Source organism: Cohnella sp. GCM10020058 (assembly GCF_042683485.1).
GTDB lineage: Bacteria > Bacillota > Bacilli > Paenibacillales > Paenibacillaceae > Cohnella.
In genome coordinates this window covers 69,952-81,181 of the sequence record NZ_JBHUJV010000023.1, presented here as the reverse complement: position 1 = coordinate 81,181, position 11,230 = coordinate 69,952, and the positions used below count along the sequence as shown (strand labels likewise).

Genomic DNA, 11,230 nt, shown 5'->3' with positions numbered 1-11,230 from the left:
TAGGAGGGGATGGACATGAACCGCGTATACGCGCATGCGGTGCTCGATTTCTGTATCGCCTTCGGCGTGGTGCTCGGCGGAGCGATGCTGGCAGGCATGGCGGCGCTGTTCCTCTGGCGTCCGCCGGCCGAGACGGTGCTCGAGATCGCGAGCCGAATCAAGATCTGGGCGGTCGTCGTCGCCGTAGGGGGGTCGATCGATCCGATCCGCGTCATCGAAGCAAATGTGATGGAAGGGTACCTGTCTCCGGCCGTCCAGCAGATCGGCTATATCGTCTGCGCTTTTCTCGGCGCCCATCTGGCGACGGAGCTGGTGCAATGGATGTGCAGGAATCCGGGGTGAGACGTTTGAGAGTACCCATTTTTGCGAAATACGGGCGAGGGATGCAGGCCGCGGCCTTTTTTCTGTGCGGCATGATCGTGGGGGCGGCGGTTTACAGCGCGATCGTGCTCGATCAGACGAACAGGATCGTCTTGAACAATTACGAGCTCAAGGAGCAGGCGGAGCTGGCCGAGCAGCAGGCGCGGCAAAAGGAAAAGCCGGAAGCCGGCGAAACGATCATCTCGAGCATCGTCTTGTACGTAAACGAGGCGCCCGGCCGGGAGCCCCTCGACGCCGTCACGGAGAGCGCGCTCAAGGAGCGGCTCATGACGAGCCTGAAGCGGAGCTTCATGGGAAGGAAAATCTACGATATCGGCTCCGATGCCGCGCTTGCCCGCAGCCTGCTGGACGGCGCCGTATACCCGGATATCGAGAAGAAGGATTATACCGTGCACATCCGCACGGCGCTGGCGGCCGACGGACGGCTGACGATATGGGCGGAAGCCGCGCCGCTGCTAAGACGTTGAACGTCGGCGCCATTCATTCGGCATAGGGAATAGGGAATATGGTACAATGGGGGACAATTCGCCAATTTGAAGGAGCTGCCCCTTTTGTCCAATCTCGAAGCGCTCATGTCCTGGATCTTCGGCATCGCCATCCTCGTCTCGCTGGTTCTGTCCGTCAGCTTCAGCTTCCGCTCGCGGCGCAGCGCCGATCCGACGCAGCGCGGCCTGATGGCCGCCCGCATGAACATCTGCCTCGGCATCATGCTGATTGCGCTGGCGCTGCTGCAGATGTTCATTTACAGCGGCTCGACGCTCCGCGTCATCGTCGGCGCCGTATTCCTCGTGCTCGGTATTTTCAACCTGTTTGCCGGCATGCGCAATCACGCCTTCTTCATGAAGCGTCGATCGTCTGCGCAGTGATCATCGCCTTGGCCATGACTTCCCCGTCCGCGAGCGCGGCGGTGACCTCCAGCTTGAGATGGCGCCGGCTCGCTTCGATCAGATGCGGCCGGATCAGGAGCTGCGCGTCGATCGGGATCGTCCTCAGATAATACACCGTCATATTCTCGACGATATGCTCGTGCCGGCCGAGCTCCGCCGCCGTTCTGGCGACGGCTTGCTGCATGAGCATCGTCAGCACGCCCTCGGACAGCGTGCCGAGCGCCCCCGACATCTGGGGCGTCACGAGGCCCGTGAATGCCTGGCGGCCCTCGGTGTCGCGCACCTCGGCGAAGCCCGCCCAAACGAGCGCGTCGAACGTCTCGCCGAGCTGCTCGGGCCGGTTGGCGAACTGCATCGCCCGCAGCAGCTCCGCCCGGCTGACGGCTCCCGCGAGCTTGCGCTGGCGGTCGACGACGGGCAGCAGCTCGATGCCCTCTGACACCATCCGGTGTGCAGCCGACGCGATCGGCGTATTCATCGTGACCGTCATCGGCCTGCGCGTCATGAGCTTGTCCACCGACTGATCCGCCGGCCGGCCGACGACGTCCTTGGACGTCACCATGCCGACGACGCGGTTCCACTCGTCGACGACCGGGAAGCGCGAGTAGCCCGTCTCCGCACTCGTCTTGAGGAAGTCGGCCACCGTCGCGGATTGCTTGAGCGAGCCGACCTTGGCCGTCGGCTCGACCAGATCCGCGATCATCATGATCTTGCGTTTGATGAGTCGGTCGTACATCGCCCGGTTGATCATCGACGCGACCGTGAACGTATCGTGCTTGCAGGTCAGAATCGGGAGCTGGCGGTCGTCCGCCAGCTCCTTCACGTCTTCGCTCGTTCCGAAGCCCCCTGTGACGAGCACGCCCGCCCCGTGCGCCAGTGCGATGCGGTGCGCGCCTTCGCGGTTGCCGACGATGAGCAGGCTTCCCGCGTCGATATAGCCTGTCATCTCGTCCAGCTCCATCGCGCCGATGACCAGCTTGTGCAGCGTCTTGTCGAGACCCTCGCCGCCGCCGAGCAAGCTGCCCTGCACGATCTCCAGCACCTCGGCGAACGTAAGCTGCTCGGGGTGGCTGCGCCGCTTCCGGCCGACACGGACCGTCCCGATCCGCTCCTTCGTGCTTACATACCCTGCCAGTCCCGCTTCCTTGAGCGCCCGGTAAGCCGTTCCCTCCGATACTTCCCTGTCCTTGGCCATCTGCCGCACGGAAATGCGCGTGCCGATCGGCAGGTCTCTTATGTATTCGAGCAGCTGCTCGTGCTTCGTTAACTCTTCTCCGGCATTATCGTTGCCCGCCATTTTCGACGCCTCTCTTTATCGATTCGTATCGAACGCAGTGGGCAAAATCAGCAAAACGATTTAAAGTATAAACATACACTGCCCTCGCCCTCAATGTAGCATAGCGAATGCAGCCTAGTCGAGCCGCGCTTAAAAAGGAGAACGTCATTCATGCAAGCTCTGGCATCGTTTGCCCGGCAAGACCTGCTTATCTCCATTCCGCAATCGTTCACGCTTCTGTGGCTCTCCTTTGCGGTGCTTGGACTGCGGCCTGCCGGCCGCTGGCGGCGCGTCCTCGCCCTCGCGTCGGTTCAATCCATCTATACGGATCTATTGTTCCCTGTCCTGCCGACGCCTGTCCATATGCTGAATTCCATAGCCGCTACGACCCTGCTGCTTTTCATGCTGTTCAGAAATATCGGCGTCAAAAAAAAGCTGATGCTCCTGCTGCTTTCCTACGTCATCAGCGCGCTGGGCGATCTGACCGTGCTCTACCTTCACGGCATGATTTACAGCGACGCAGAAGGGTTTTCCGCGGCGGAAAACTTCTGGGAGTTCATCGTCTGCCTGTATCCGGCGCTGCTCGTTCAATGGACGATCGCCGCTGCCGTAGGTCCGCTGGCCATCCGTTGGTACGCCGGCCTGCGCGCCGCAGGCGGCTATATTCGACGCAACGGGCTGGTCCGCGTGCTCGTCTGCCTCCTGCTCCAGTTGCTCGCCGGCGCCACCTCGCTGCTGTTCCGCGTGGCGCCCGGCGCTTACGCGCATTATGCCGTTTTCGATTATCTGTTTTACGCAACCGTACTGCTGACCTTGCCGACCATCTATTATGTCGTTCGTCTGATCGACCGCACGCAGAAGGATACCGTGCTGTCCACGCAGGAGCACTATATCGAACAGATCAGCGGCATGTTCACGTCCATCCGGGGGCAGCGTCACGACTATCTTAATCACATTCAGGTCATGTATACGATGCTGAAACTTGGCAAGATCCACGAGCTGAAAGCCTTTATGTCGGATATCGTGAAGGAGACGCATGAGGTTGGCGACATCGTCCATCACGATATCCCTGCCGTCGCCGCGCTGCTCAAAGCGAAGACGGCGGTCGCGCTCGGCCTCGGGATCGACTTTACCAGCGAATTCGCCGGCCGATGGAACCCGCAATCGCCTGTCAAGGTCATCGACATCGTAAAGATCGCGGGCAATCTGATCGACAATGCCTTTGACGAGGTCGTAAAAATGCCGCCAAGCGAGCGTCGCGTACGAGCGGGCTTCAGGCTGTATGACGGTTATCTCGAGCTGACCGTCTCCAACCCGGGCCCGCCGATCAGCGAAGCGGCGCGCGCGCGGTTGTTCGAGCCGGGCTTTTCGACCAAACCTGGGGGCAATCGGGGACTGGGGCTGCCGATCGTCCGGGAGCGCGTCGCCCACTATGCCGGCACGCTGACGGTTCATTCCGACGAGAAGCGGGGCACCGTGTTCCAGGTCCGGCTGCCGCAAAAAGCCGCCCAGCTATCCTGAGCGGCTCGATCCTTGCGATATGCGGTCGCGCATGCATGGCTCACGTATCTTAGAATAGCAGCAGCCAGCAAATGGAGAACAAGACGACATAGCTTGCGACGGACATGAGCACCGCGGCGAAGTTGTCCTTGCGATCCACCTCGTGCAGCTCCAGCGCATGAATGACCAAGGTCAGCAGGCTGAGCAGCAGCAGCCCGCCCGTCAGCGCCAGCGACAGCTTGACCGACAGGAACGCCGCCAGCGCCGAGACGAAGTAGCCCGCCCCGAACATCAGCTGCGAGCTTCCTTGATACGTGACGATCTCGATCCAGGAACGCTTGCGCCGTCCCAGTCGGTTCCCTACGGCGGATAGGGATGCCGTCACCGCAATCAAGGACAGCAAGCCGAGCAGCAGCAGCTTAAACGCCAGCCCCGAGCTGAAGAGACGGCTCACGAAGAGGACGGAGAAAAACGACATCGCATGCTCGATCCGGTTCTGAACCGCCAGCACCCAGACAAAAAATCCCGCGACGGACACCGCTGCTCCGATCAAGCCGAGCGGCAAATCCTCGGCGCCGCGCAGCGCGAGCGCAGCCGACGGATTGCGCAGCAAGGCCAGCAACAGCCGCGGGTTCGCGGAAAAACGCTCCCGGCTCATTTCGACAACCCCCCCGACATTTGACGCTCCAAAAACGTACTATTCCCCTCTTTCGACGCCGATCGCCAGATTCCTTCCCATTCATAAGTTTGCAACGCGCCTGCGGAATGGCAAGGACGGCCCACCGTCCTGCAAAAAGAAGCGCTGTGCAGCGTCTCTTGGCCGATGGCGGCCATCCACCGAAAAAAGAGGCTCTCTGCAGAGCCTCTCCATTTAACCTCGCCACAGCCGGGAGGAATCTAATATAGGTCAGCCTCTTCGTACGCTTTTGCCCGACTTCGTCCTGCGGCCGCTGCTGATCGGACCAGCATCTGCTCGCATCATGCCTGCAGCTGCTTCAGCTGGTAGAACTCGCCGCCTTTCGCCATCAGCTCGTCGTAGGTGCCGATCTCGGCTACCTGTCCGCGCTTCATGACGACGATGCGGTCGGCGTCGCGGATCGTGGACAACCGGTGCGCCACGATAAACGTCGTGCGGTTCTGGATTAGCTTTTGCATCGCCTGCTGGACGTAGTACTCGGATTCGTTGTCGAGCGCCGAGGTCGCTTCGTCCAAAAGGATGATCTTCGGATCGCGTACGAGCGCGCGCGCGATAGCGATCCGCTGGCGCTGGCCGCCCGACAGCTTGCCGCCATGCTCGCCGACCGCCGTGTCGAGACCCTCCGGCAGCTGCGCGATAACATCCTGCAGGTAGGTCATCCGGATGACCTCCTCGAGCCGATCCTCGCTGACCGAAGGAAGCCCGTACGTAATGTTCTCGCGGATCGACCCGGAGAACAGCACCGTGCTCTGATGGACGACCGCGATGCGGGACCGGTAGGACGTCATATCAAGCTCGTCCATCGGTACCCCGTCAATCGCGACCTCTCCGAAAGTTGGCTTGCTGAAGCCGATCGCCAGGTTGAGCACGGTCGACTTGCCGGCGCCCGAGGCGCCGACGAGCGCGATGCATTCGCCGGCCTTTACCTGCAGATCAAAGCCGTTCAGCACGTGCCGATCCGAGCCCGGATAGCCGAAGTTCACGTTTCTGAAGTCGAAGTCGCCTTTGACCTCTTCCAGCTTGCGGTGGCCGCGATACTCCTCCGTATCCTGCGAGAGCAAAATCTCCGTGACCGAATAGATCGATTCGAAGCCCTTGGCGATGTTCGGATAGATGTTGATCAGCTGCGTGATCGCGCCGAGAATCATGGCAAAGTACGACTGGTACAGCACGATGTCGCCGACCTGGATCTCCCCGCGAAACGCGAGCAGCACTGTAAAGGCGAGACACAGCACCTGGAACGTCTGGAACGTCACCCAGGCGGCCGAGCCGAAGTAAGCTTCCACGATGTCGAGCCTGTACCCTTTGGAACGCAGCTTGCTCAGCGTGTTGTCGATCTTGTTGATCTCCGTCTCCTGCAAGCCGTGCGCCCGGGTGACCGGCATCATCCCGACCATTTCCGACACCTGGCCCGACATCGATTCGATCTGCTTGCGGAAGTCGCTGTTCGTGCGCTGTATTTTTTTGCGGAAAAAAGTCACCATCGCAACGCCCGCCGGAATCGTCAGCAGGAAAAACAGCATGACCGTCCAGCTCTTCCCCGCCGTGATGGCGACCGCGACGACGACGCTGACGATCGCCGGCAGCACTGATAGCATCATCTGCCGCGACAAAAATTCGATCGCTTCGACGTCCCGAAGCACCTTCGACTGCAGCCTGCCCGCGGCCAGCTCGCCGTGCGCGGACATCGACAACCGCTGCAGCTTGCGGACGAGCGTGCTCCGCAGGCTGGCTTCGACGTAGCGGATCGCCTTGCTCATATAGCTGATATGAAGCACCTGAGTAGGTACGTTTTGTACGATAACGACGAACAGAATGCCGATATTCCACCAAAGCGAGCTTGTGCTGTATTTGTCCGGCTTGGTCGCCATGTTGATCAAGTTCGCGGTGATGATCGGGAGCACGTAGACCGGAGAGTGCTTGATCAGGAAATAAAATGCCGACCATAGCAGCTTGATCCAGTGGTCTTTATATAGTAGATACAAGATTCTCGAAGGACGGCGATCCGTCAACGCTTCGTTTTCGAAAAGATGCTCCAGTCCGTACGAGGTCGGCTCCGACTTCGGGACGGCGGCGGTATTCATCGCGAACACTCCTTTGAACAAGCTGTTAACGCGTGTTCACAGATTTATTAACTTCCTCATTTTCAAGCATTGGGATCGATATGTAAACCTGGACAAACCGATAAAAACAAGCTCTACGCGAGCAATTGGACGCCTCATACGCCTTGAAGCCCTTGTAAGTTCACGATTGCATTCGATTAAGCGGAATTGAAGCGATTTCTCTCGAAAATTGACAAGAAGAGCGCTCAGCCGATGCCGAGCGCCCGCAGCATGAGAAGCAAATTGTTGACGTACAAGGAAGGCGCGAACCGCTGCGTCACGTAGTGCCTGCCGATCGTTCTCATCTGCTCCCGGAACGGCGCATCGCGGAGCAGTGCTTCGCCCAGGTCGGCGGCGATGCCGATGCCGTGCTGCGGATACAGCAAGCCGGTCAGGCTGTGCTCGATGAACGCCCTCACGCCGTCCGAGTCCGCCGCAACGACGGGACAGCGGCACAGCATCGCCTCGCCGACCGCATAGCCGAAACCCTCCGCGATGGAGGTCGACGCGAGAAAACCGCCCGAATCGCCGATGATAGACAAATAATCGGACATGACGAGATTCGGGACGTTGTAATGGCGAACGACGCGATCCGCAAGTCCAAGCGCGCTCAGTTGATCTGCGAACGCCGCTTCCTCGTCCGGCTGGTTCAGCGTCGGATCCTCGAACATCCACAGATGCACGTCGTGTCCCCGCCTGATCAGCTCGGCACCGATTTGCAAATACGCCCGCCAGTTTTTATTCGGCTCGATCCGTCCGATCCAGCCGATGATCGGATTCGAATGAATCGGGACCGGATGGTATCCGAACCGCTCGACGTCGAGCAAGTTGTCGAAGGAAAACTGCGCAAGGTCGCTGAACATGCCCTGGAACAGTTCGTGCAGATGCGAGGTTCGCGGATACAGGACGGCGCTCGCGTAGCTGCGAAGAAACGGCGCGGCGCCAAGCAGCGTCTCGCGTGCCTGTTCCTTGGAGCCGAGGCCCTGCGTTTCGTATACGAGCGGCTTCACGAACCCCAAGCTGCGGAAGCGTCCCAACGTCAGCGCGTCGGTGGAAACGAATACCGCGTCGAATCCGCCGTTCACCAGCAGATGCTTGATTTCGTAATCATCGTTCGTAACGATCGTAGGAATGCCCGTCGTGTTGTTGCCAAGCCCTTCGCCTCTCCAGAAATACAATAGGTGGCAATCGACGCCATGGCGGCGGAGATACTCGGCCCGCAAACGATTTAACGTCTCCATGCCGCCGCTCGGCAAATAATAGGCGAATAGAAGCCTCAAGCGCATCGGCCTCCCCGTCGATCGCGAATGTCCACTCTCGCTTAGCGTATTCAAGGCGCGAAAGAATTGTATGGACCGGTGCGGGGAAGCTTCGATAAGGTAAAACATTTGCTCAGGTTATAAAATGCCATATTAGATAAAGTAGTGCCCGCAGAAAGCTTTATTGAGAGGCCCCATTCGCTTTTACTTATCAGTAAAATACGGATCAGAGGTGACATATGAATGCAACATTGAACGACGCCATTATACTGGCTGATGACAAACATCGAGGACAATTCGATAAAGGCGGAAGTCCGTATATTCTTCATCCGTTGAGGGTCATGCAAAAGGCCCAATGCGAGGAGGAAAAAATCGTCGCAGTGCTTCATGATGTTCTTGCGGGTTAAAGAAAACGAACTGGCTACACGGGTTAACTGCTTGACATCGAGGACAATAGCGATCTGTCTCGTTTGCAGAAAATATCGGATCAAGACGAGAACAGAATAAGGCGATATCAGAAGGCAGCGGAATTACTTAATCATCGGTGACTAGCGTATTCCCGCAGAGCAGAGCAGTCTCCTCGCTAATAATCAGCTATTGGGCCATGTTGCGGGTCGTCTTGTCCTGTACCAATAGTACGAACGCTTTGCGTTCCCGATTGATCGCAGCGCGATACATTACGATGCCCTCGGCAAACCAAAAACCTTCTTTTCCTCCGCCTGAAAGCGGTGAAAAGAAGGCCGGTCCGCGTCCGGATCGCTCCGGATCAGATTTTCAATTCCCCGAGCTTAATCAGCTCAACGACCGCTTGTGAACGACCCTTGACGTTCAGCTTTTGCATGACGTTCGAAATGTGATTTCGAACTGTCTTCTCGCTAATGAACAGCTGTTGGGCAATGTCGCGGGTCGTCTTGTCCTGTACCAATAGCTCGAACACTTCGCGTTCCCGATTGGTAAGAAGGAATTTGTTCTTGTGGTCGCTGTTTCTCAACGTATGTCACCCCTCCTTGCCCGGGATTCAGATGCTTGCAGGGTGAAGGGTACAGTCGATCTATCATATGAGGAGCGTCATTGGCTGGTGCGGTCAGTGCGCAAATTGGGCGCAAAAACAATGAGATCGATTCAAGTCAATGCAAACAGCCTGTCGCATCAATTGCGACAGGCTGTTCAGCGTTTACTTGTCTGTTAATGGCTACGGGTGGGAAACGTTGTTCATATGCGGGTGACGGGCGTTCGTGCTGAATGAAGGGCCGCCGTTGACGCCGCCCATCGTACCGCTGCCGTGGACGCCATAGCCTTCCATATTGCCGGCCGCTCCGCCGTTGTCGACAGCCCGGTGGCCGTCTTCGGCCGTCGGGAAGATCCGGTTTACGACGGCGTTGAACTCCGTGAGGAGCCCCTGGATCGGATGCCCCTGCCGCACTTGCTCCGCGTAACCCTGCATCCGGTCGCCCCACTCGGGATTCGACGACACGTATACGTGATCCGTAGCCGGCGAGATCGTTTTGACTTCGTCGGCGATCTCGCCCTTGAGCTTGCTTGAGAGTTCGTGATCGCCATGGCCCTCGGACATGATCGCAACGTAGGCATTGCGGTCGGAGCGGACGACGTAGGCCGACTGCACGTCGGACCTTGCGGCCAGTTTATCCGCAATCTTCTGGTCCATCTCCAGGTGGCTGTTGCCGTGGAGACCGACCACGTTGTTGTTCATGCGCTGCGTGCCGTGCATGCGGTTCATTTCATTGCGTCCGTCGTCGGCGAACCGGTCGCCTATGCTCTGGGATCTGATGTTGGAATTGCCGACCTCGCCTTGCTTGCTCCCGCATCCCGCCATCGTCAGCGACGCCGTCAATACGAGCGCGGCCGCGGTTGCTTTTTGCCACATAAGCCCGACTCCCCTTTGTATTCGATATGGTTGAAATGCTGGTACAGACGGTGTTGCGCCAATCTTTAGAATGACCAACGGGAGAAGGCGCTATGCGTTTTTTCGACCGCAGGAGGCAGCAAGCGGTTGCGATCTGTCCGCCGATTCAAGGCCGGAATTAAACTTCGACCACAAAAAAATCGCCTCCGCCAATGCCCTCCTGGGCATCGGGGAAGCGATGGGCGTTCCGACTCATCTTGGCGTGAGCCTTCGGAAATGCGCGCGGGTCACGGTGCCGATCGGCGCCTCGCCCGTCGTAAACCTGTGCAGCTCGTCGACGATAAAGTCGCACAGGTCGCGCTTCAGAAGGCCGTGGAAGCCGCCGATATGCGGCAGGCACAACACGTTGTCCATGGACAGCCACGCATGTTCCCGCGGCAGCGGCTCCGTCGCGTACACGTCGAGCGCCGCGAATATGCGCCCGCTTTGCAGCTCGTCCGCAAGCGCTTGCTCCTGCACGATCGGCCCGCGCGCCGTGTTGACGAACAAGGCCCCGTCGCGCAGACGCGAGAGCTGCTCCGCGCCGATCATGCCTTCGGTTCGCGGCGTCCACGTATTGTGCAGCGAGACGATATCGCTGCGCTCGAACAGCTCGTTTAAGCCCACGAGCTCCGCGCCCAGCGCGGCCGCCTCCTGTGGCGGGCAGTAGCCGGAATGGATGAGCAGCCGGACGCCGAACGGCTTCAGCATGGCGATGACCTGCTTCGAGATCTCGCCGTAGCCGACGATGCCGACGGTTCTGCGGGTCACGCCGAGCACCGATTCGCGGTTGTTGTTGCTCCACTGTCCCCGCTTCAGTCTGGCAGCATAGCCGGCATGATTCCAAGCTCCGGCTAAAATAAGCGACACGGCAAGCTCGGCGGTCGAGCGTCCGAGCACCGTGTTAGCGCTGGTCACGACGATCGGCGTGTCGAATACGTCCTCGCCGACGATCGAAGCGACGCTGCCGGCGCCGTGGCCGATGAACTTCAACTTGCCGGCGCGCGCAAGCACGTCCGACGAGAAAAACGGCGATCCCCACGACGTGATGCAGGCATCGTAATCGCCGATCCGCTCGGCGAGCGCAGCGCCGTCGAACGTCTGGCCCGTCGCGACGAAGTCGGCCTCCGAGAAGCTCGCCAGCTTATCTCGCACCTCCGGACGCCAGAACAAATCGAGCAACCCCGGATCCGCAATCGTAACTAATGTTTTCATTTCGCGCCCC

At 59.2% G+C, this 11,230-nt stretch carries 11 protein-coding genes; 4 read left to right on the top strand and 7 right to left on the bottom strand.

Annotated elements, in window-relative coordinates:
- Positions 1-15 precede the first annotated feature (15 nt).
- The 3 genes from ACFSR7_RS33525 (at position 16) to ACFSR7_RS33515 (ending at position 1,247) form a co-directional block, all read left to right on the top strand.
- Positions 16-342: a YtrH family sporulation protein gene (locus ACFSR7_RS33525; protein ID WP_090109936.1), complete on the top strand. Its 327-nt coding sequence runs from the start codon at positions 16-18 to the stop codon at positions 340-342.
- A 5-nt stretch (positions 343-347) separates the two neighbouring features.
- Positions 348-848, top strand: coding sequence for a sporulation membrane protein YtrI (locus tag ACFSR7_RS33520; protein ID WP_378168999.1), 501 nt, complete (start codon positions 348-350; stop codon positions 846-848).
- Between the two features lie 84 nt (positions 849-932).
- On the top strand, positions 933-1,247 hold the full coding sequence (locus ACFSR7_RS33515) for a YtpI family protein (RefSeq protein ID WP_378116314.1): 315 nt from the start codon (positions 933-935) through the stop codon (positions 1,245-1,247).
- Here ACFSR7_RS33515 and ACFSR7_RS33510 read toward each other — a convergent pair.
- Positions 1,219-2,565, bottom strand: a complete 1,347-nt coding sequence (locus ACFSR7_RS33510) for a DRTGG domain-containing protein (protein WP_378168998.1) — start codon at positions 2,563-2,565, stop codon at positions 1,219-1,221. The genes ACFSR7_RS33515 and ACFSR7_RS33510 overlap by 29 nt on opposite strands.
- Positions 2,566-2,715: 150 nt before the next feature.
- Here ACFSR7_RS33510 and ACFSR7_RS33505 point away from each other — a divergent pair, with 150 nt between their 5' ends.
- Positions 2,716-4,065 carry a sensor histidine kinase gene (locus ACFSR7_RS33505; protein ID WP_378168997.1) on the top strand — a complete coding sequence of 450 codons (1,350 nt, stop codon included), beginning with the start codon at positions 2,716-2,718 and terminating at the stop codon, positions 4,063-4,065.
- Positions 4,066-4,114: 49 nt separating this feature from the next.
- Here the strand turns inward: ACFSR7_RS33505 and ACFSR7_RS33500 are convergent, their stop codons facing one another.
- The 6 genes from ACFSR7_RS33500 to ACFSR7_RS33475 form a co-directional block, all read right to left on the bottom strand.
- Positions 4,115-4,702, bottom strand: coding sequence for a hypothetical protein (locus ACFSR7_RS33500; protein WP_378168996.1), 588 nt, complete (start codon positions 4,700-4,702; stop codon positions 4,115-4,117).
- Between the two features lie 320 nt (positions 4,703-5,022).
- On the bottom strand, positions 5,023-6,825 hold the full coding sequence (locus ACFSR7_RS33495) for an ABC transporter ATP-binding protein (RefSeq protein WP_378168995.1): 1,803 nt from the start codon (positions 6,823-6,825) through the stop codon (positions 5,023-5,025).
- A 224-nt stretch (positions 6,826-7,049) separates the two neighbouring features.
- A complete protein-coding gene (locus tag ACFSR7_RS33490; RefSeq protein WP_378168994.1) occupies positions 7,050-8,123 on the bottom strand; it encodes a glycosyltransferase family 4 protein in 1,074 nt (357 codons plus the stop codon).
- A 745-nt stretch (positions 8,124-8,868) separates the two neighbouring features.
- Positions 8,869-9,093, bottom strand: coding sequence for a helix-turn-helix domain-containing protein (locus ACFSR7_RS33485; protein WP_378168993.1), 225 nt, complete (start codon positions 9,091-9,093; stop codon positions 8,869-8,871).
- 201 nt (positions 9,094-9,294) lie between these two features.
- Positions 9,295-9,987, bottom strand: coding sequence for a YhcN/YlaJ family sporulation lipoprotein (locus tag ACFSR7_RS33480; protein ID WP_378168992.1), 693 nt, complete (start codon positions 9,985-9,987; stop codon positions 9,295-9,297).
- A gap of 231 nt (positions 9,988-10,218) precedes the next feature.
- On the bottom strand, positions 10,219-11,220 hold the full coding sequence (locus ACFSR7_RS33475) for a hydroxyacid dehydrogenase (RefSeq protein ID WP_378168991.1): 1,002 nt from the start codon (positions 11,218-11,220) through the stop codon (positions 10,219-10,221).
- Positions 11,221-11,230: the final 10 nt, after the last annotated feature.

What these genes read in the sequence shown, in the direction of transcription:
- ACFSR7_RS33525 (WP_090109936.1), top strand. Translation starts at nt 16, where the DNA reads ATGAACCGCGTATACGCGCATGCGGTGCTCGATTTCTGTATCGCCTTC.
- ACFSR7_RS33510 (WP_378168998.1), bottom strand. Translation starts at nt 2,565, where the DNA reads ATGGCGGGCAACGATAATGCCGGAGAAGAGTTAACGAAGCACGAGCAG.
- ACFSR7_RS33500 (WP_378168996.1), bottom strand. Translation starts at nt 4,702, where the DNA reads ATGAGCCGGGAGCGTTTTTCCGCGAACCCGCGGCTGTTGCTGGCCTTG.
- ACFSR7_RS33505 (WP_378168997.1), top strand. Translation starts at nt 2,716, where the DNA reads ATGCAAGCTCTGGCATCGTTTGCCCGGCAAGACCTGCTTATCTCCATT.
- ACFSR7_RS33495 (WP_378168995.1), bottom strand. Translation starts at nt 6,825, where the DNA reads ATGAATACCGCCGCCGTCCCGAAGTCGGAGCCGACCTCGTACGGACTG.
- ACFSR7_RS33475 (WP_378168991.1), bottom strand. Translation starts at nt 11,220, where the DNA reads ATGAAAACATTAGTTACGATTGCGGATCCGGGGTTGCTCGATTTGTTC.
- ACFSR7_RS33480 (WP_378168992.1), bottom strand. Translation starts at nt 9,987, where the DNA reads ATGTGGCAAAAAGCAACCGCGGCCGCGCTCGTATTGACGGCGTCGCTG.